The organism is Specibacter sp. NPDC078692 (genome assembly GCF_040686835.1).
Taxonomy (GTDB): domain Bacteria; phylum Actinomycetota; class Actinomycetes; order Actinomycetales; family Micrococcaceae; genus Specibacter.
In genome coordinates this window covers 150,950-169,192 of sequence record NZ_JBFBLV010000005.1, presented here as the reverse complement: position 1 = coordinate 169,192, position 18,243 = coordinate 150,950, and the positions used below count along the sequence as shown (strand labels likewise).

Here is an 18,243-nt window from a genome sequence, read left to right as displayed (position 1 = left end):
CCATGGCACTATCCGTAAGAGGAAAGTCCAAGGCCGCAGCACGCGGCCGTCGCCACCTGCGTGTGCGCAAGCGCATCAGCGGCACCACTGTACGTCCGCGTCTGGTCGTCAACCGTTCAGCTCGCCACGTATTCGTTCAGGTCATTGACGACACCCAGGGCCTGACCCTGGTGTCTGCATCGACTCTGGAAGCAGACATGCGCGCATTTGACGGCGACAAGACCGCCAAGGCAAAGCGTGTTGGTGAGCTCGTTGCAGAGCGCGCCAAGGCTGCCGGCATTGAAGCTGTTGTCTTCGACCGTGGCGGTAACCGCTACCACGGCCGTGTCGCAGCTATTGCTGATGGTGCACGTGAAGGCGGGCTGGCACTGTGACCGAAAACATTAACAAGGAGAACACTGTGTCAGAAGCAACTGCAGCTGACGGTGCCGCGAAGACTGAAGCAGCTGCAGGCGCCGATGGCGCTCGTGGCCGCGGCGGTCGCGACGGTGCACGTGGAGGCCGCGAAGGCGGTCGCGACGGTGGCCGTGGCCGTGGTCGCGACGGTGGACGCGAGGCTGAGAAGAGCCAGTTCATCGAGCGCGTTGTCAACATCAACCGTGTTGCCAAGGTTGTCAAGGGTGGTCGTCGCTTCAGCTTCACCGCTCTGGTAATCGTCGGTGACGGCAACGGCATGATCGGTGTTGGCTACGGTAAGGCTAAGGAAGTTCCTGCCGCTATCGCCAAGGGTGTTGAAGAAGCCAAGAAGTCCTTCTTCCGCGTTCCCATGGTTGGCAAGACCATTCCTCACCGCGTACAGGGTGAAGCCGCTGCCGGCGTCGTCATGTTGCGTCCGGCTGCAGCTGGTACCGGCGTTATCGCCGGTGGTCCGGTTCGCGCCATCCTGGAATGCGTTGGCATCCACGATGTACTGTCCAAGTCACTGGGTTCCTCCAACGCCATCAACATTGTTCACGCAACTGTTGCGGCTTTGAAGGGCTTGGAAGACCCCAAGGCTGTTGCGGCTCGCCGTGGCCTGCCTTTGGATGAAGTTGCTCCGGCTGTGCTGTTGCGCAATATGCAAAAGGCGGGTCTGTAATGACTACACCGAAGAACATTCAGCCTTCTGACAAGAAGCTGGAAATCACTCAGATCAAGGGCATCATTGGTGCCAAGCAGAACCAGAAGGATTGCCTTCGTTCACTGGGCCTGAAGCACATCGGCGACGTTGTCGTTCGTACCGCTGATGCAGTGACCGTTGGCATGATCAACACGGTTCCGCACCTGATCAAGGTTGAGGAGGCGAAGTAAAGTGGCTGAGAAGAACACTGCTGAGACTGTTGAAAAGCAGAACGCACTGAAGGTTCACCACCTGCGTCCCGCACCGGGTGCCAAGACGGCTAAAACCCGTGTTGGCCGTGGTGAAGGATCCAAGGGTAAGACCGCAGGCCGCGGTACCAAGGGTACCAAGGCTCGCTACCAGGTAAAGGCTGGCTTTGCCGGCGGCCAGCTGCCGCTGCACATGCGTCTGCCCAAGCTGCGTGGCTTCAAGAACCCGTTCCGCGTGGAGTTCCAGGTTGTTAACCTGGCCAAGCTGAACGAGCTCTTCCCCGAAGGTGGCGTTGTCACCGTCGAGACACTCGTTGAAAAGGGTGCAGTTCGCAAGAACCAGCCCGTGAAGGTGCTGGGCACCGGTGATATCACCGTCAAGGTAGATATCACCGCCCACGCATTCTCCACCAGCGCCGTCGAGAAGATCGCTGCTGCAGGTGGCACCACCACCGAACTGTAAAAAGTTCACAAATGCGCACATCTAGCGACTAGACTCTTGGTGGGCGGAGCTCATGTTCCGCTCACCAGGGGTCTTTCGTTTTAGGCGGAAGTTTCGGAATGCTTGGATCAGCCAAGAATGTTATCCGTAACAGTTCCTTTGCGAGCTGCATCACCCACTAGACTCAATCCTTGGGCCTCACTTGAGAAGCCACTTCATCACTACACATCAGGAGGACGCTTGCTTACCGCATTTGGCCGCGCCTTTCGCACGCCTGATCTGCGACGCAAGTTGTTGTTCACGCTGGGAATTCTTGCCATCTTCCGCTTGGGCGCTTTTATCCCCTCGCCTGGAATTGATTACCGAAATGTCCAACAGTGCGTGAATGCGGCTGACACAAGTCAGGGCATTTACCAGCTCGTGAACTTGTTCAGCGGCGGCGCCTTGCTTCAGGTTTCCATTTTTGCTTTGGGAATCATGCCCTACATCACGGCGAGCATCATCGTTCAGCTGCTCCGCGTAGTGATCCCCCGTTTCCAGGAACTGCACCTTGAAGGTGCCCAGGGCCAAGGTCAGCTCACGCAGTACACGCGTTACTTGACCATTGCACTGGGTCTGCTTAACGCCACTACCTTGGTGACACTTGCCCGTTCAGGCCAGCTCTTTGCTGGCTGTGGCGCCGCAGGTACCCCGGGTGCGTTGATCCCTAATGACAACCTGATCACCATTTTGCTGCTCATCATCACCTTGACCGCCGGTTCCGGCTTGATCATGTGGATGGGTGAGCTCGTGACTGAAAAGGGTGTCGGCAACGGCATGTCCTTGTTGATCTTCGTGGCCATTGCAGCAATGTTCCCGACCTCCTTGGGCGCCATCCTCAAGACCCAGGGCTGGGGCACCTTCCTTACCGTTATGGCAGTGGGTCTCTTGGTTGTTGCACTGGTTGTGTTTGTTGAGCAGTCCCAGCGCCGCATTCCCGTGCAGTACGCCAAGCGTATGGTTGGCCGTCGCACCATGGGCGGAACCAGCACCTACATTCCCATCAAGGTCAACATGGCCGGCGTTATCCCGGTTATCTTTGCTTCCTCGATGCTTTACCTGCCAGCTTTGATCGCACAGTTCGCTACTCCGGCGAACAGCACCGATGTTCCCGGTTGGGTTGAGTGGATTAACAACTATCTGACGCGTGGAGACCACCCGGTCTACATGATGATTTACTTCCTGCTGACTATTGGCTTCACGTATTTCTATGTGGCCATTACCTTCAACCCTGAAGAAGTCTCAGACAACATGAAGAAGTACGGCGGCTTCATCCCGGGCATCCGTGCCGGCCGCCCCACGCAGGACTACCTGCAATACGTAATTTCGCGCATCACGCTCCCGGGCTCGATGTACCTGGGCATTGTTGCTCTGATCCCGCTGATCGCCTTGGTCATGGTCGGTGCAAACCAGAACTTCCCATTCGGCGGCACCTCGATCCTCATTGTGGTGGGTGTTGGTTTGGAGACAGTCAAGCAGATTGATGCGCAACTCCAGCAGCGCCACTACGAAGGGTTATTGCGATGACAAGAATGCTGATTATTGGACCTCCCGGGTCAGGAAAAGGCACTCAGGCGGAACGAATCTGTGGAGAGCTCAATATTGTAGCGATCTCCACGGGCGACATCTTCCGGGCAAACGTCAAGGGTGAAACACCCTTGGGTTTGGAAGCCAAGAAGTACATGGACAACGGTGACTTTGTGCCCGATAGTGTGACAAACCGGATGGTTCGTGATCGGCTCGCCCAGAGTGATGTTGCCGAGGGCTTCCTGTTGGATGGCTACCCGCGCACATCACCCCAGGTGGATGAGTTGGATGACATTCTGGCCGCGGCCGATGCCAGCTTGGACGTAGTTGTGCAATTGACAGCCGATGACGAAGAACTCGTCAAGCGCCTGTTGGGCCGTGCGCTGGAGACAGGCCGCAGCGATGACACTGAAGCTGTCATTCGCCACCGTCTGGATCTCTACCGCGAGCAGACTGAGGTTGTAGTGTCCCGCTATGCGGAGCGCGGCATTTTGGCCAAGGTCGACGGTTTGGGCGAGATGGATGACGTGACCTCACGTGTCATGGAAGCCATCAAGAAATTTAAGGGCGAGGCAGCCTAGCACCGCCACTGCAGTATCAACCGGTGCCTTCAGGCATGTGGTTGTGAAGGAGGGTTCCTTCCCGCACTATGGGGAGGAGCCCTCAATCTTTTTCAAAGGGAAAGGATTCTTTCATGGCGTTTGGCCAGCAAAGAATTGAATACAAGACCATCGATCAGATGCGCATCATGCGTCGTAGTGGGCTGATCCTCGATGCAGCACTGAGGACCACCATTGCAGCCGTTGCACCTGGTGTCACCACGGGCGAACTGGATGCCATCTTCGCAGCGGAACTCAAGAAGGCCGGGGCCAAGTCAAACTTCTTGGGATACCACGATTTCCCCGCCACCATCTGCACTTCTGTCAACGAGGAAGTGGTGCATGGGATTCCCGGCTCACGCGTACTGGAGGCTGGAGATCTGATCTCCATCGACGGTGGCGCCATCGTGGAAGGCTGGCATTCAGACTCGGCACGCAGCGCCATTGTTGGTGGCCCTTCCGCAGAAGATCCTGCGGACCGCCGGCTCAGCGACATCACCGAAGAGTGCATGTGGGCCGGCATCGCTGCCATGGCCTCGGCGAAGTACGTCGGTGATATTGGTGATGCCATCGATGACTACGTCACCTCTCAGCCGGGCAAAGAACTGGGCATCTTGGAAGACTATGTAGGTCACGGCATCGGAACGGCTATGCACATGGCCCCGGATGTGCTGAACTACGCCTCCAAACACCGCGGCCCCAAGCTCAAGCCCGGCATGTGCTTGGCGATTGAGCCCATGCTGGTCCGCGGCGGCCTGGACACCATCACCCTCCAGGACGACTGGACCGTTGTCACCGCGGACAAGGCCCGTGCAGCGCACTGGGAGCACTCGGTAGCTGTGCATGCCAAGGGTATCTGGGTTCTTACCGCGGACGACGGCGGTGCGGAGCGGCTTGCGCCGTACGGCGTGACCCCGGTCTCGCTGGACTAGTCTCACTGGACTAACGCTCGCGCTGTAACACAGTCAACCCCGGCACCGGTCTTTACCGGAGCTGGGGTTGAACTATTTACGCCCTATTTGCCTGCTGTCCACTTTGCGGCCACGCATTGGGACTTTGTGCGCAGTACCTTGGTCGAAGAAGCCCAAGGGACTGGCGCAAAACTGCCACAGTCCTCCTTGCGAACCACCAAGAGGAAAGCAACTCCATGCGCATCTTTGCCCATCGTGGCGTATCAGCTCACCTGCCTGAGAACACCCAAGCAGCCTTCGCCCGTGCCATTGAACTTGGTGTGGATGGCATAGAGCTCGATGTTCACCTGTCTGCGGACAATGTCCCTGTGGTCATCCACGACGACACCGCCGACCGCACCACCAACGGCACCGGGAGCATCAGCGAATTCACCGCCCGTGAACTGGGACTGCTCGATGCCGGTGCCGGCCAGCCAGTTCCTACCCTCGCCCAAGTGCTTGAGATGGCGGCAGGGAAACTATGGGTCAATATCGAACTCAAGGACGCGGATTCGGTGGAGCCCGTCGTCCAGGTTGTCAATTCGATTCCTGGGCTGGACTGGTTTGCCTCGTCCGCGGACTGGGCCGCACTGGCCGAACTTCGCCGACTCCTCCCGGAAGCCACCATCTATCCGCTGTGTGTAGGAAACCTCGACAAGCTCGCGCTCACCGACGCCGGGGTTGATGCGGGGAAGCAGTTCGCTGGACGTGGCTTGCCAACAGCTATCGATTTCGCCCTCAAACAAGGCGCACAAGGGCTCTCCGTTTGGGAGGGAGGCCTGGACCAAGATGACATTGTCACGATCCACGAGGCTGGACTCTTGGCGTGGGTCTGGACTGTCAACGATCCAGCGCGTGCCCGGAAACTAATGGAAATGGGTGCCGATGCGATCTGTACCGATGATCCGGAACTGCTCCAGCAAGCACTGCAATTCGCTGCGTTGGATCGATAGCAGTGGCACAACTAGCCACTGCGCACACCGGCACAAAGCAAACCGGCGCAAAGCGCAACGGCACAAAGACGAGCGGTAGGACCCCCAAAGATCCACATCCCACAGGCGCGGCGAACAGCGAGACAATACCGCAGCGAAAACCACGTACCCCGTGGAAATCATGGCTCCTGTTCTTGCTCTTTGCGGGGCCCAATGTTGCCCTGCTGATCATCTTCACGTACAAACCGTTGATTCAATCTCTGCAGTACTCGTTGCTGCAATGGAATATTGGCTCCGCGACAGCCCGATTCATTGGGCTGGATAACTATGTGAGCTGGTTCAGTGACCCGACCACCGCCAACGTCATTCGGGTAACGGTGATCTTCACGGTGGCCACCGTTGGTGGCGGCATGGTGCTGGGCCTATCGCTGGCGCTCCTGCTCAACCGCAAGCTTCGCGGTACGGGACTGGCCCGAACGGTAGTCGTCGCGCCCTACGTCCTGTCCGGAGTCGCCGTCGGACTTCTGTGGCTCTTTGTGTTCGACCCCAACTTTGGTGTCCTCGGGGCCATGCTGGGCGTCATGGGCCTGAGCTCACCGGACTGGTACAACGATCCGACGTGGGCGCTGCCCATGCTGATCGTGGTCTACCTGTGGAAGAACGTCGGCTATGTGGCATTGATCTATTTGGCCGCACTGCAAGCAGTTCCGCGGGACCTGATCGAAGCGGCCAACCTTGATGGGGCGGGCGCCTTCGCTTCGTTTAGAAATGTGGTGCTGCCGTTGCTCGGGCCCACCACCTTCTTCCTGTCCGTCACGACTTTGCTGAGCTCCTTGCAGTCCTTTGACATCATTCAGGCGATGACGCAGGGCGGACCGCTAGAAGGCACCACCACCATGATGTATCAGATCTACCGGGAGGGATTCGCTACCGGCCGGGCTGGTTACTCCTCGGCGATCGCCACCGTACTGTTCGTGGTGCTCCTGATCATCACAGCCGTGCAGATGCTGTTCGTTCAAAAGAAGGTTCACTACTGATGCGCCCTGATGTGAAAGACCGGCCCGCCGGCAAAGTGGCGGCGAGTGCTACAAACGGCTCCGCCCATAAGAACTCCCGCGTCAAGGGCTCTGACCCCAACAGCTCCGGTGTTCCATTCGGTGGGAGCACCTTGCGCCCTCGGGTAGGAGGCTATGTGCTGATGGCGGTGGCTGTTGCCGCCATGATCCTGCCCCTTGTCTGGATGATGCTGGCTAGTTTCAAGCAACGCGATGAGATTTACACCGTCCCCATCCAGTGGCTGCCCGCCAGTTTTGAAATCTCCAACTACATCGCTGCCCTGGACGCTGTGCCCTTTGGCAACTTCTTCATCAACTCCCTCATCACCACGGTGGTGGGAGCAACGCTGAAGATCGCACTAGGCCTCACCACGGCTTATGCGGTGGTGTTCTTGGAATTCCCGTTCAAGAAGTTCGTGTTCGGGTTGGTGGTGTTCGCGCTTCTGGTGCCGCAACAAATTGTGATCATCCCCAACTACACACTCGTCTCGGACCTCGGCTGGATCAACACCTATCAGGGGCTGATCCTGCCGGGACTGGCCAGCGCCTTTGGCACCTTCTTGTTCCGCCAACACTTTCTGACCCTGCCCATCTCCATCCTGGAAGCGGCAGCCCTGGACGGGGCCAGTCATTGGCGCCGGCTGTGGACGTTCGTAGTACCCATTTCCGCGCCGACCATCGCCGCCGTGGCCCTCGTCTCGATCGTCTCCGAATGGAACGAGTACCTGTGGCCGCTGCTCGTGGTGGACAGGGCCGAGATGATGACACTGCCTGTGGGCTTGACCCTCTTGCAGAACAACGACGGCGTGACCAACTGGGGTGTGCTGATGGCCGGCACCGTACTCATCACCGTCCCTGTGTTGATCGTGTTCTTCCTGCTTCAGCGGCGCATCGTCACCGGGCTCACCTCCGGCGCCGTCACCGGCTAAGCCCCAACAACTTCCACATCCATAACTAGTCCAACAATCGTGCCCTCCGCAGCCCTGCGAGAGCGGCAAATCATCCAAGGAGAACAGCATGAACGCTTCACCCTTTGCCAACCTGAACCGTCGCCAGCTGTTGCAACTGGCCGCACTCGTGGGCGGTTCCGCAGCCCTGGCAGCCTGTGGGGGACCCGCCGTCGGACAAGCTGGTGGCGCCGCCACTGACGAGGCCATCGACTGGAAGGGCGTCACTGCCGCTAAGGAGATCACCTGGTGGTCGAACCACCCCGGCACCTCCAAGGACCTCGAGTCCGAACTCATCAACCGTTTCAAGGAAGAGACAGGCATTCAGGTCACCCTCGTCACCGCCGGTGCCAACTACGACGAAGTGGCGCAGAAGTTTCAGGCCTCATCGGGCTCCAGCAACATTCCTGATCTGGTGATCGCCAGCGACGTATGGTGGTTTCGCTACATGATCAACGGTCAGATCCTGCCGCTGGATCAGCTGGCTGAGCACCTGAAAATGGATACCGCGGACTTCAACACCACCCTCTACAACGACTACGAATTCGGTGCGAATCACTGGGCCATTCCCTACGCCCGTTCCACCCCGCTGTTCTACTACAACAAGTCGGTGTGGGAGAAGGCCGGGCTGCCTGACCGTGCACCCAAGACCTGGGTAGAATTTGATGAGTGGGCACCCAAGATTGCCGCTGCCAGCTCCGTTACACCGTTGGGACTGGGTAAGGGGAGTTCCTGGAGCGCATGGTGGTTCTGCAATATGCTCTGGGGCGCAGGCGGTGCCTACTCCAAGGATTGGACCATGACCCTGGATACCCCGGAAGCTCTCGAAGCTGCCAAGTACCTGCAGAAGATTGTGTACGAGGACAAGAGCGCTGCCGTCACCGCCAAGGACCAGGTGGCCGACTTCGGTGCCGGCCTGACTGGTTGCACCATTGGCTCCACCGGATCCCTCAGCGGCATTATCGACGCTGCCAAGTTTGAGATCGGAACCGGGTTCCTGCCCGAGGGTGCAGAAGGTGCTGCGTGCCCCACCGGCGGTACCGGCTTGGCTATCCCGGCAGGAAAGTCGCCTGAGCAGCAGCTGGCCGCTGGCATGTTCTTGAAGTTCCTGACCAACGCCGAGAACACGGCATACTTCTCCTCCAACACCGGCTACATGCCGGTGCGCACCTCCGCTGTGGAAGGTGAAACCATGAAGGCCGTTTACGCGGAGAAGCCGCAGTTCCGTACCGCCGTTGATCAGTTGGCCACCACTCGCGTCCAGGACTGGGGCCGCGTGTTCGTGCCCAATGGCGACAAAGATCTCACCACCGCCATTGAGAAGATCATGCTCCAGCAGGCAGATCCCGCGGAAGCATTCGCCACGGCCGCTGCCTCCATCACCAAGTCCTACGAAGAAAACGTCAAGCCTTACCTCTAAGCGTCTAGAGCGTCACGCTCATTGACCGGCTGACTGGCCCGCAGCACACCACGAGAAACAACCCGAAACCGGGAATTCTCGCCGTGTGCTGCGGGCCAATCTGCGTTCCTGAGGAGCTTGATTCTTCTGAGTCCTGGACCCTCGTGGTGAATGTCAGTGCCCCGGTAGATAATCAAGGCAGAGAGTTAGTTCGGCACGCATTTGGCCCGGCAAGCCGGTTGGTTCGGCAAGCCCGTTAGCGCAGCACAGCACCAGCGACAAAGGAGTTCAGCTGATGACCATTGGCAAATCTGAAGGAAACACAGAAGGCAACACCGAGCTGGTCTCGTACGGTTCCATCACCGACGTACCCGGTATCCGGGTGGGCCAGGCCCAACGCCACACCGACGGATGGCTCACCGGAGTGAGTGTGGTGCTGCCACCACCGGGAACCATTGGATCGGTGGATGTCCGCGGCGGCGGGCCAGGAACTCACGAGACCGACGCTTTGGATCCTTCCACCATGGTCTCCACTGTAGACGCGGTAGCGCTGACCGGGGGCAGCGCCTATGGGCTGACGGCTGCCGGGGGAGTGCAGCGGTGGTGCGAGGAGCATGGACGGGGGTTCCCTGTGCCAGGAGGCGTGGTGCCGATTGTTCCGGCTGCGGCCATTTTTGATCTTGGTCGCGGCGGTGACTTTTCCGCCCGGCCCACCCCGGACATGGGCTATGAGGCGGCACTTGACGCCGCAGGCTCACCGGAAGGGGCCGACGTCGTCCGTGGAAATGTGGGTGCCGGCACCGGAGCAGCCCTTGGCGCGGGACAGTTTAAGGGCGGGCTGGGAACTGCCTCGGTGCGGCTTACGGGGGAGAATTCGCACATTCTGGTCGGTGCGCTGGCTGTGGTTAACGCGGCGGGCATTCCGTGGCGGCCTGGAGCAGCAACTGTCCCGGCTGGTGAAGGGTTGAACACAACTCTGGCCGTGGTTGCCACGAATGCCACCCTTACGGTGGCCCAAGCCCAGCGGACTGCCACCGCCGCGCATGCCGGAATGGCCCGTGCGCTGAACCCGGTGCACACTCTCGCCGATGGAGACACCATCTTTACCCTCGCCACATGTGCGGAATCTCTCATGGTCAACCCAAAGCTACCGGTGGGTGCCCTGATCGAGCTGCAATCTGCTGCGGCAGAGGCGGTTCGGCTGGCTATTCTGGACGGTGTGGCCTGTGCCGAAGAAGTGCAAACCCCTGCAGGCATACTGCGACCGTTCCCGGAGGAGATGCCACAGGGCTCAATTTAACTTATTTGACTATTTGCACTAGAGTAGGTTGTTGGTTGTCTGTGCCTGCCCATTTGTGGCGCTCACGGGCGAACAATAATCAGTAGCAAATCGAACGCCGGACTGAAACGGCTCCCACAGGAGCTTTCTAAGACGGCGCAACAAAGTTAGCGGAGGATATGGCCAAGAAAGACGGGGTCATTGAGATCGAGGGCGTTGTGACGGAAGCGCTGCCCAACGCGATGTTTCGTGTTGAGCTGACGAACAAGCACATCGTTCTTGCCCATATCTCAGGAAAAATGCGCCAGCACTACATTCGTATCCTTCCTGAGGACCGAGTTGTGGTGGAGCTGAGCCCGTACGACCTTACACGGGGTCGTATCGTCTACCGCTACAAATAACCACAACTGCAATCACGCAAAGGAATGCCATGAAGGTCAAGCCGAGCGTCAAGCAGATCTGCGATAAGTGCAAGGTGATTCGCCGTAACGGTCGAGTCATGGTGATCTGCGAGAACCCGCGCCACAAGCAGCGCCAGGGCTAATTTCTCTTCTTCTAGAGAAACCCCGGGCTTTTGCTCACGCAAGTAAATTAATAAGGCAGCACAAGTTGGACGAAGGCGGAGCAATCCGCAACCGTGCCAACGGACCCCTGGTCGGAGGCCAGGGCCGCATCGATAAAATATGCGGGTGTACTGTCTACGACCTCCGGTTTACACATAGGAGCAGCCAAATATGGCACGTCTCGCTGGCGTAGACCTTCCCCGCGAAAAGCGGCTGGAAGTAGCGCTTACATACATCTACGGCGTGGGCAAGACCCGTGCGAAGAATGTCCTGGCCGAAACGGGTATTTCCCCGGACGTCCGTGTCAAGGACCTTTCTGACGCTGAACTCGTTCAGTTGCGTGACAACATCGAGGGTAACTACAAGGTTGAGGGTGACCTTCGCCGCGAAGTAGCAGCTGATATCCGCCGCAAGGTTGAAATCGGCAGCTACCAGGGTATCCGCCACCGTCGTGGCATGCCCGTGCACGGTCAGCGCACAAAGACCAACGCACGTACCCGCAAGGGTCCGAAGCGTACCGTCGCTGGCAAGAAGAAGGCCGGCAGGTAAATCCCGCTCGCCAGCTTGAAAAGTTGCGTGAAGCAGCTGTTTCAGATGTTGGCAAGCGTGGGCTTTAGCCTATGCCGTCCCCTCATTAAACTTTAGTAGGAGAATAAAATGCCCCCAAAGACTCGGGGCGCGGTTCGTAAGCCGCGTCGCAAGGATAAAAAGAATATTGCGCTGGGCCAGGCGCACATCAAGAGCACCTTTAACAACACCATCGTTTCCATCACGGATCCGAACGGTGCTGTCATTTCATGGGCTTCTGCCGGTGAAGTTGGTTTCAAGGGCTCGCGTAAGTCAACTCCGTACGCTGCACAGATGGCTGCTGAAGCAGCTGCCAAGCGCGCACAGGAGCATGGCCTTCGCAAGGTTGACGTTTTCGTAAAGGGTCCGGGCTCGGGCCGCGAAACGGCTATCCGTTCGTTGCAGGCTGCTGGCCTCGAAGTTGGCTCCATCTCGGATGTCACTCCCAGCGCCCACAACGGCTGCCGTCCGCCCAAGCGCCGTCGCGTCTAACGAGAATTAGAGCAACAGAGTTGGCCTTCACCTAAGGTGGAGGCCAACTCCGCCGCCGTTAAGTCTCGCCAGCCGCCATTTCCACTACCTGTGTTGCGTCATATAGCGGATGCTCGCTGAAAGGAAAACCCAGTGCTCATTGCACAGCGCCCCACCCTATCCGAAGAAGTAGTTTCCGAGAATCGCTCACGGTTCATTATTGAACCGCTGGAGCCGGGCTTCGGTTACACCCTGGGAAATTCACTGCGTCGGACCCTGCTGTCCTCCATCCCTGGCGCTGCTGTCACCAGCATCCGCCTCGATGGCGTACTGCATGAGTTCACCACGGTTCCCGGTGTTAAGGAAGATGTCACTGAGATCATCCTGAACATCAAGGGCCTCTCCGTGTCTTCGGAGCATGACGAGCCCGTCGTCGCCTACCTGCGCAAGCAGGGTCCTGGCGTTGTTACGGCTGCCGACATCGCTCCTCCGGCCGGTGTGGAATTCCACAACCCTGACATGCACATTGCCACGCTGAACTCGAAGGGCAAGTTCGAACTCGAACTGACCATCGAGCGCGGTCGCGGCTACGTTTCAGCAGCTCAGAACAAGAACGTAGATCAGGAAATTGGCCGTATCCCGGTTGACTCCATCTACTCACCCGTTCTGAAGGTGACCTTCCGCGTGGAGGCTACCCGTGTTGAACAGCGCACCGACTTTGACAAGCTGATTGTTGATGTAGAGACCAAGCAGGCTATCTCCCCGCGGGATGCCATTGCCTCTGCCGGCACCACGCTGGTTGAATTGTTCGGTTTGGCTCGCGAGCTGAACACTGCCGCTGAAGGTATTGAGATTGGCCCGTCCCCGACGGATGCCGCTCTTGCCGCAGACATGGCCCTGCCGATCGAGGATCTGGACCTGACGGTCCGTTCCTACAACTGCCTCAAGCGTGAGGGCATCCACTCCGTGGGTGAACTCGTTGCTCGCTCCGAGGCTGACCTGATGGACATTCGTAACTTCGGTGCGAAGTCCATCGACGAGGTAAAGGCAAAGCTGGTTGAGCTCGGTCTCTCCCTGAAGGATTCCCCTCCAGGATTTGATCTGGCCGCCCGTGCCGCAGCCCTTGATGAGAACGACGACGCTTTCGGCGACGACGAACTCTAAAGTTCGAACAACAAATTTTTTAGTCGGCTGGGCGGATGTGTCTGACACATCCGCCACGGTTCGGCTGACACTTGAGGAGAAACACCATGCCTACACCCGCTAAGGGTCCCCGCCTCGGAGGCGGAGCGGCTCACGAGCGCCTGATGCTCGCGAACCTGTCCGCTGCTCTGTTCGAGCACAAGCGGATTACCACCACCTTGACCAAGGCCAAGCGCCTGAGCCCCTACGCAGAGCGACTGGTAACTTTCGCAAAGCGCGGAGACTTGTCTTCACGCCGCCGCGTTCTCGGCCTGATCAGCGACAAGGGCATTGTCCATGAGCTGTTCACCGACATCGCCAAGGCTGTAGAAAACCGCGATGGCGGCTACACCCGCATCACCAAGATCGGCAACCGTAAGGGCGACAACGCTCCCATGGCTGTCATCGAGCTCGTTCTGGACCCGGTCAGCGCTAAGCAGGCCGTTGTGCAGGAAGCTACCGCTGCTGCCGCTAAGGCTGCCCCGGTTGAAGAAGCACCGAGCGAAGAAGTTGTCGAGACCGAAGTTGTAGCTGACGAAGCTGCTGCTGAAGAGACCAAGTAAGGCCTAAGCCACAAGCTTTCGCTTTATTGAAAGGCCCGTCACCCCTTGGGGAGGCGGGCCTTTCGCGCGCCCGGGACCGTCTTGTGCCACGGTAGAATTGTGGGCATGCAAACCCACCATCCTTCCCCTAAAGAGCTAGGTCTCCAGCGTGTCCGCCTGGATATTGCGTACGACGGCGGTCCCTTCAGTGGGTGGGCTGTGCAGCCCGGGCGCCGTACCGTCCAAGGTGTTCTGGAAGAGGCGCTGGCCATGATGTTGCGCCGTCCGGCTCGGCTTACGGTCGCTGGGCGTACAGACGCCGGCGTGCACGCACGCGGTCAAGTCGCCCACGTTGACCTCACGGAAGAGGAGTGGGCCACCATGGGCCGGGGACACGCCGTCGCACCTTCACTGGCTTTGGAGCGGCGCATCAACGGGGCGCTGGGGAGGGTCCTAGGTGATCTCAACGGTGCCGTCATGGTCACCGAGACGCAGGCGGCTCCGGAGGGTTTCGACGCCCGCTTCTCAGCCCTGTGGCGGCGCTACAGTTACCGGATTGCCGATGGTGCCACGCTGAGGGACCCGCTGAAGCGGGCGCAGACGCTCTGGTTCAACGATGAACTTGATGTGGAACGGATGAATGCCGGCGCCGCTGAACTGTTGGGGCTAGGTGACTTCAAGGCCTTTGCTAAACCGCGGGAGGGCTCCACCACGATCAGGACCTTGCAGCGCTTCGATTTCACACGAAACATTGACGGTGTGATTAAGCTCAACATTCAGGCTGACGCGTTTTGCCACAATATGGTGCGGGCTTTGCTGGGTGCGGCGTTGAGAGTTGGCCGGGCCGTCGAGGGGCCGCATTGGATGCGGGAGCGGCAGCTTGCCGGGGTAAGGGACGCAAAATCCGTGCTAGCAAGCGCCCATCCACTGATTTTTGAGGAAGTGCGCTACCCGGACGATCTTGAACTTCACGATCGGGCAACCCTCACCAGGAGGCTAAGGGTGCCAGAATCGTTGAGCAGCACCCCGCTTTGACCCGGGGCCACTATTAAAGGTATCGTGGATAGTCGTTGTGCGTGTCCTATCTCGATACCACGCGCCCGTTACAGGTCCGGTTGCAGGACTACCACTGAACGGGTGCCATCGGGAAGTGTAAGGATGACTGGTGTTAGAGCCCTCACCTCTGTTCCGGTAAACGCATAGATAGCAGGTGTCAACCATCTGTGACACCACCTAAGAACAAGAAACGAAGGCAAAAACCGTGCGTACGTATACCCCGAAGCCCGGCGATATCTCCCGTCAGTGGCACATTATTGATGCCAATGACGTTGTCTTGGGCCGTCTTGCCAGCCAGACCGCAACACTGCTGCGTGGAAAGCACAAGCCGACCTTCGCTCCCCATATGGACATGGGCGATTTCGTCATCATCATCAACGCCGAGAAGGTTGCCCTGACAGGCGCCAAGCTCGAACAGAAGCGTGCTTACCGCCACTCCGGTTTCCCGGGCGGCCTGTCAAGCGTCAACTATGCAGAACTGCTGGAGAAGAACCCGGTTCGCGCAGTGGAGAAGGCCGTTGCCGGCATGCTCCCGAAGACCAAGCTGGGCAACGCTCAGATCAGCAAGCTGAAGGTCTACCGCGGCGCCGAGCACCCCCATGCAGCGCAGCAGCCCCAGACTTTCGAAATTACCCAGGTCGCCCAGTAGTCCTGGCCACCACCTAAATTTACTTAATCAAGGAGAATCGTGGCTCAGAATACTGAAGAGCTGAACACCGAGGCCGTTGTGGCTGAGGAAGAAGTTTTGACTAGCTACACGAGTGAAAGCTCAGCTGCATCTGATGCAGCACCCAAGAAGGAACGCCCGGCACTGACTGTCTCAGGCGCAGCTGTTGGCCGTCGCAAGCAGGCAATTGCCCGCGTTCGCGTCGTACCCGGCACCGGCAAGTGGGTTGTGAACGGCCGCGAGCTGTCCAACTACTTCCCGAACAAGCTGCACCAGCAGGAAGTAAACGATCCCTTCCGCATCCTGGATCTGGATGGTGCCTACGATGTTTGGGCACGCATCCACGGTGGTGGCCCCTCGGGCCAGGCCGGTGCATTGCGTCTCGGTGTTGCTCGTTCCTTGAACGAGATTGACGTTGAGAACAACCGCGCCATCCTCAAGAAGGCAGGCTTCCTGACTCGTGACGCTCGCGTCATCGAGCGTAAGAAGGCTGGTCTGAAGAAGGCTCGTAAGGCTTCGCAGTACTCCAAGCGCTAAATATTGCCGCTTACAAAAAAGCCCCGCTCGTTTCGAGCGGGGCTTTTTTGTGCGCAAACTGCGGACGCTATCCCACCTCTGGCGTCTTTTTCGCGGACGCTATCCCACCTCCCCTGGCTTCTTTTTCACGGACGCTATCCCATATCCCTGTTTGCGAATTGTCGGTGCGCTAGGGCCCCTCATGGGCGGGCATGCAGTCGAATGCGATATCGCTTGGCTGAATGGCACCATTGCTGCGCTAGCGTTGGCCTGAATGGCACCATTGCTGCGCTAGCGTCTGGGGGGAGGAAGGTGTGGCGGAGGGCATGGCGACCGCGGAGTGGTTTTCCCGTTTCATGATTTAGACTGAACAGGATGTCAAGATTATTTGGAACAGACGGTGTCCGCGGTTTGGCCAATGGCCTGCTGACGGCTGAATTGGCTCTATCCCTCGCTCAAGCAGCAGCTGTAGTACTGGGACATGACCAGATGAGCGAAGGCAAGCGGCCCCGTGCCGTGATTGCCCGCGACCCACGCGCCAGTGGTGAGTTCATTGGTGCTGCCGTGGAGGCAGGGCTGGCCAGTGCCGGCGTCGATGTTTATGACGCCGGTGTACTGCCCACACCCGCCGCCGCTTTCCTGATCGCGGATCTGGGCGCCGACTTCGGCGTGATGATCTCCGCCTCGCACAACCCGGCGCCGGACAACGGCATCAAGTTCTTTGCCCGGGGCGGCACCAAGCTCCCCGACGATGTGGAAGACGCCATCGAGGCCCAGCTGCAGCGCGACGCCTTCCGCCCTGTGGGAGTGGACGTGGGCCGCATCCAGCGCTTCTCAGATGCGGAGGACCGTTACGTGCTCCACCTGCTCGGCACTCTGCCGCACCGGTTGGACGGGCTGAAGATCGTCCTGGACTGCGCGCATGGCGCAGCCAGTGGATGTTCCCCTCAGGTGTTTACCGATGCCGGGGCAAAGGTCACCGTCATCGGTGCCAACCCCGACGGTCTGAACATCAACGACGGCGTGGGATCCACCCACCTGGAACTGCTCCAGGAAACAGTCCTGGCCACGGGCTCTGACCTGGGCATCGCCCACGACGGCGACGCCGACCGCTGCCTGGCTGTGGACCATGAGGGCAACATCATTGACGGAGACCAGATCATGGCCGTGCTGGCGGTGGCACAGAAGGCTGCCGGCGAGCTAAAGGACGACGTCCTGGTGGCCACGGTCATGAGCAACCTGGGCCTAAAAATTGCCTTGCGCAACGCGGGCATCACCATCCGTGAAACCGGGGTGGGTGACCGCTACGTCCTTGAAGAGATGCGCCGCGGCGATTACACGCTGGGTGGTGAGCAGTCCGGCCACGTGATTTTCTCCAAGTACGCCACCACTGGCGACGGCCTGCTGACGGGCCTGCAGCTTGCCGCCCAGGTGGCCAAGACAGGTAAGTCCTTGAAGGAACTGGCCGAAGTGATGACCAAGCTGCCGCAGGTCATGATCAACGTCAAGAACGTCGACAAGAACCGGGCCTCTTCTGTTCCGGCCATCAATGCTGCCGTGGCCAAGGCCGAAGCGGAACTGGGCGACACCGGACGAGTGCTGCTGCGCCCCTCGGGAACCGAGGCGCTGGTACGTGTGATGGTTGAGGCCGGAGACATTGAAACGGCCGAACGGATCTGTGGCGATCTGGTGAGTGTTGTACGGGCAGAGCTCTCGCTCTAGCAGCACCCATAAATGTAGAAAGGCGGCCATCCCGGTTGGGGTGGCCGCCTTCGTGGTTGGTGGGTTAGTGTTGTCCGCTGCTCGGGGCGGACTTGAGAGCGTCGCGGATTTCGGTCAGCAGCTCGATCTGAGGATCGACCGCGGGTTCTTCGTCCTTGATGCCCAGCTTGGCGTTGCGGCGGGCGATGATGTGGTTCATCGGGACTACGACCATGAAGTAGATGGCGGCTGCAACAATGATGAAGTTGACCAAGACGGTGAGGAAGACACCGAACTTGATGTCAACACCGCTGATGGTCAGTAGTGCGAAACTGTCGAAGTCGGCGGAACCAAATATTGCTGCGATTAGTGGCATCAGGATGTTCTCGACGAGGGAGTTTACGACTGCCCCGAAAGCTGCACCGATGACGACGGCGACGGCAAGGTCTACGACGTTGCCCTTCATTATGAAATCCCTGAATCCCTTTAGCATGCACTTAA

Annotated in this window: 23 protein-coding genes; 22 read left to right on the top strand and 1 reads right to left on the bottom strand. The window is 59.0% G+C overall.

The window, feature by feature from the left end; genetic code table 11:
• Window positions 1-2 precede the first annotated feature (2 nt).
• The 22 genes from rplR (at window position 3) to glmM (ending at window position 17,763) form a co-directional block, all read left to right on the top strand.
• Window positions 3-374: a 50S ribosomal protein L18 gene (gene rplR / locus AB0O97_RS05885; protein ID WP_363843333.1), complete on the top strand. Its 372-nt coding sequence runs from the start codon at window positions 3-5 to the stop codon at window positions 372-374.
• Window positions 371-1,078, top strand: coding sequence for a 30S ribosomal protein S5 (gene rpsE / locus AB0O97_RS05880; RefSeq protein WP_363843336.1), 708 nt, complete (start codon window positions 371-373; stop codon window positions 1,076-1,078). The genes rplR and rpsE overlap by 4 nt, the downstream gene beginning before the upstream one ends.
• On the top strand, window positions 1,078-1,290 hold the full coding sequence (rpmD, locus tag AB0O97_RS05875; protein WP_363843339.1) for a 50S ribosomal protein L30: 213 nt from the start codon (window positions 1,078-1,080) through the stop codon (window positions 1,288-1,290). Before rpsE ends, rpmD begins: the two co-directional genes overlap by 1 nt.
• Window position 1,291: 1 nt before the next feature.
• Complete coding sequence (gene rplO / locus AB0O97_RS05870) at window positions 1,292-1,771, top strand: 50S ribosomal protein L15 (protein WP_363843341.1); 480 nt, start codon at window positions 1,292-1,294, stop codon at window positions 1,769-1,771.
• A 219-nt stretch (window positions 1,772-1,990) separates the two neighbouring features.
• Window positions 1,991-3,316 carry a preprotein translocase subunit SecY gene (gene secY / locus AB0O97_RS05865; protein WP_363843344.1) on the top strand — a complete coding sequence of 442 codons (1,326 nt, stop codon included), beginning with the start codon at window positions 1,991-1,993 and terminating at the stop codon, window positions 3,314-3,316.
• A gap of 5 nt (window positions 3,317-3,321) precedes the next feature.
• A complete protein-coding gene (locus AB0O97_RS05860) occupies window positions 3,322-3,897 on the top strand; it encodes an adenylate kinase (protein WP_363843521.1) in 576 nt (191 codons plus the stop codon).
• 113 nt (window positions 3,898-4,010) lie between these two features.
• Window positions 4,011-4,847 carry a type I methionyl aminopeptidase gene (gene map / locus AB0O97_RS05855; protein ID WP_363843346.1) on the top strand — a complete coding sequence of 279 codons (837 nt, stop codon included), beginning with the start codon at window positions 4,011-4,013 and terminating at the stop codon, window positions 4,845-4,847.
• A 215-nt stretch (window positions 4,848-5,062) separates the two neighbouring features.
• The gene (locus tag AB0O97_RS05850; protein ID WP_363880980.1) at window positions 5,063-5,818 is read left to right on the top strand and encodes a glycerophosphodiester phosphodiesterase family protein; all 756 of its coding nucleotides are present in this window, start codon (window positions 5,063-5,065) and stop codon (window positions 5,816-5,818) included.
• Between the two features lie 173 nt (window positions 5,819-5,991).
• Window positions 5,992-6,834: a sugar ABC transporter permease gene (locus AB0O97_RS05845; RefSeq protein WP_363843352.1), complete on the top strand. Its 843-nt coding sequence runs from the start codon at window positions 5,992-5,994 to the stop codon at window positions 6,832-6,834.
• Window positions 6,835-6,995: 161 nt separating this feature from the next.
• Window positions 6,996-7,781 carry a carbohydrate ABC transporter permease gene (locus tag AB0O97_RS05840; protein ID WP_363843524.1) on the top strand — a complete coding sequence of 262 codons (786 nt, stop codon included), beginning with the start codon at window positions 6,996-6,998 and terminating at the stop codon, window positions 7,779-7,781.
• A gap of 88 nt (window positions 7,782-7,869) precedes the next feature.
• The gene (locus tag AB0O97_RS05835) at window positions 7,870-9,219 is read left to right on the top strand and encodes an ABC transporter substrate-binding protein (protein WP_363880977.1); all 1,350 of its coding nucleotides are present in this window, start codon (window positions 7,870-7,872) and stop codon (window positions 9,217-9,219) included.
• A gap of 274 nt (window positions 9,220-9,493) precedes the next feature.
• A complete protein-coding gene (locus AB0O97_RS05830; protein ID WP_363880975.1) occupies window positions 9,494-10,498 on the top strand; it encodes a P1 family peptidase in 1,005 nt (334 codons plus the stop codon).
• A 158-nt stretch (window positions 10,499-10,656) separates the two neighbouring features.
• The gene (infA, locus tag AB0O97_RS05825; RefSeq protein WP_009358723.1) at window positions 10,657-10,878 is read left to right on the top strand and encodes a translation initiation factor IF-1; all 222 of its coding nucleotides are present in this window, start codon (window positions 10,657-10,659) and stop codon (window positions 10,876-10,878) included.
• Between the two features lie 29 nt (window positions 10,879-10,907).
• Complete coding sequence (rpmJ, locus tag AB0O97_RS05820) at window positions 10,908-11,021, top strand: 50S ribosomal protein L36 (protein ID WP_011775570.1); 114 nt, start codon at window positions 10,908-10,910, stop codon at window positions 11,019-11,021.
• Between the two features lie 190 nt (window positions 11,022-11,211).
• Window positions 11,212-11,589 (top strand): 30S ribosomal protein S13, encoded by a 378-nt coding sequence (rpsM, locus tag AB0O97_RS05815; protein ID WP_062286656.1) that lies wholly within the window; start codon window positions 11,212-11,214, stop codon window positions 11,587-11,589.
• A gap of 108 nt (window positions 11,590-11,697) precedes the next feature.
• Window positions 11,698-12,099 (top strand): 30S ribosomal protein S11, encoded by a 402-nt coding sequence (gene rpsK, locus AB0O97_RS05810; RefSeq protein WP_038464649.1) that lies wholly within the window; start codon window positions 11,698-11,700, stop codon window positions 12,097-12,099.
• Between the two features lie 132 nt (window positions 12,100-12,231).
• Complete coding sequence (locus tag AB0O97_RS05805) at window positions 12,232-13,242, top strand: DNA-directed RNA polymerase subunit alpha (protein ID WP_062286657.1); 1,011 nt, start codon at window positions 12,232-12,234, stop codon at window positions 13,240-13,242.
• Between the two features lie 86 nt (window positions 13,243-13,328).
• The gene (gene rplQ, locus AB0O97_RS05800; RefSeq protein ID WP_363843365.1) at window positions 13,329-13,823 is read left to right on the top strand and encodes a 50S ribosomal protein L17; all 495 of its coding nucleotides are present in this window, start codon (window positions 13,329-13,331) and stop codon (window positions 13,821-13,823) included.
• 105 nt (window positions 13,824-13,928) lie between these two features.
• Window positions 13,929-14,837, top strand: a complete 909-nt coding sequence (locus tag AB0O97_RS05795; protein ID WP_363843368.1) for a tRNA pseudouridine synthase A — start codon at window positions 13,929-13,931, stop codon at window positions 14,835-14,837.
• 226 nt (window positions 14,838-15,063) lie between these two features.
• Window positions 15,064-15,507 (top strand): 50S ribosomal protein L13, encoded by a 444-nt coding sequence (gene rplM, locus AB0O97_RS05790; RefSeq protein ID WP_363843371.1) that lies wholly within the window; start codon window positions 15,064-15,066, stop codon window positions 15,505-15,507.
• Between the two features lie 39 nt (window positions 15,508-15,546).
• A complete protein-coding gene (gene rpsI / locus AB0O97_RS05785) occupies window positions 15,547-16,062 on the top strand; it encodes a 30S ribosomal protein S9 (protein ID WP_363843374.1) in 516 nt (171 codons plus the stop codon).
• A 354-nt stretch (window positions 16,063-16,416) separates the two neighbouring features.
• The gene (gene glmM, locus AB0O97_RS05780; RefSeq protein ID WP_363880972.1) at window positions 16,417-17,763 is read left to right on the top strand and encodes a phosphoglucosamine mutase; all 1,347 of its coding nucleotides are present in this window, start codon (window positions 16,417-16,419) and stop codon (window positions 17,761-17,763) included.
• 64 nt (window positions 17,764-17,827) lie between these two features.
• Here the strand turns inward: glmM and mscL are convergent, their stop codons facing one another.
• Window positions 17,828-18,235: a large conductance mechanosensitive channel protein MscL gene (gene mscL / locus AB0O97_RS05775; protein WP_363880969.1), complete on the bottom strand. Its 408-nt coding sequence runs from the start codon at window positions 18,233-18,235 to the stop codon at window positions 17,828-17,830.
• Window positions 18,236-18,243 lie beyond the last annotated feature (8 nt).

What these genes read in the sequence shown, in the direction of transcription:
- rplR (WP_363843333.1), top strand. Translation starts at nt 3, where the DNA reads ATGGCACTATCCGTAAGAGGAAAGTCCAAGGCCGCAGCACGCGGCCGT.
- rpmD (WP_363843339.1), top strand. Translation starts at nt 1,078, where the DNA reads ATGACTACACCGAAGAACATTCAGCCTTCTGACAAGAAGCTGGAAATC.
- AB0O97_RS05860 (WP_363843521.1), top strand. Translation starts at nt 3,322, where the DNA reads ATGCTGATTATTGGACCTCCCGGGTCAGGAAAAGGCACTCAGGCGGAA.
- map (WP_363843346.1), top strand. Translation starts at nt 4,011, where the DNA reads ATGGCGTTTGGCCAGCAAAGAATTGAATACAAGACCATCGATCAGATG.
- AB0O97_RS05850 (WP_363880980.1), top strand. Translation starts at nt 5,063, where the DNA reads ATGCGCATCTTTGCCCATCGTGGCGTATCAGCTCACCTGCCTGAGAAC.
- AB0O97_RS05840 (WP_363843524.1), top strand. Translation starts at nt 6,996, where the DNA reads ATGGCGGTGGCTGTTGCCGCCATGATCCTGCCCCTTGTCTGGATGATG.
- AB0O97_RS05835 (WP_363880977.1), top strand. Translation starts at nt 7,870, where the DNA reads ATGAACGCTTCACCCTTTGCCAACCTGAACCGTCGCCAGCTGTTGCAA.
- AB0O97_RS05830 (WP_363880975.1), top strand. Translation starts at nt 9,494, where the DNA reads ATGACCATTGGCAAATCTGAAGGAAACACAGAAGGCAACACCGAGCTG.
- infA (WP_009358723.1), top strand. Translation starts at nt 10,657, where the DNA reads ATGGCCAAGAAAGACGGGGTCATTGAGATCGAGGGCGTTGTGACGGAA.
- rpmJ (WP_011775570.1), top strand. Translation starts at nt 10,908, where the DNA reads ATGAAGGTCAAGCCGAGCGTCAAGCAGATCTGCGATAAGTGCAAGGTG.
- rpsM (WP_062286656.1), top strand. Translation starts at nt 11,212, where the DNA reads ATGGCACGTCTCGCTGGCGTAGACCTTCCCCGCGAAAAGCGGCTGGAA.
- rpsK (WP_038464649.1), top strand. Translation starts at nt 11,698, where the DNA reads ATGCCCCCAAAGACTCGGGGCGCGGTTCGTAAGCCGCGTCGCAAGGAT.
- rplQ (WP_363843365.1), top strand. Translation starts at nt 13,329, where the DNA reads ATGCCTACACCCGCTAAGGGTCCCCGCCTCGGAGGCGGAGCGGCTCAC.
- AB0O97_RS05795 (WP_363843368.1), top strand. Translation starts at nt 13,929, where the DNA reads ATGCAAACCCACCATCCTTCCCCTAAAGAGCTAGGTCTCCAGCGTGTC.
- glmM (WP_363880972.1), top strand. Translation starts at nt 16,417, where the DNA reads ATGTCAAGATTATTTGGAACAGACGGTGTCCGCGGTTTGGCCAATGGC.
- mscL (WP_363880969.1), bottom strand. Translation starts at nt 18,235, where the DNA reads ATGCTAAAGGGATTCAGGGATTTCATAATGAAGGGCAACGTCGTAGAC.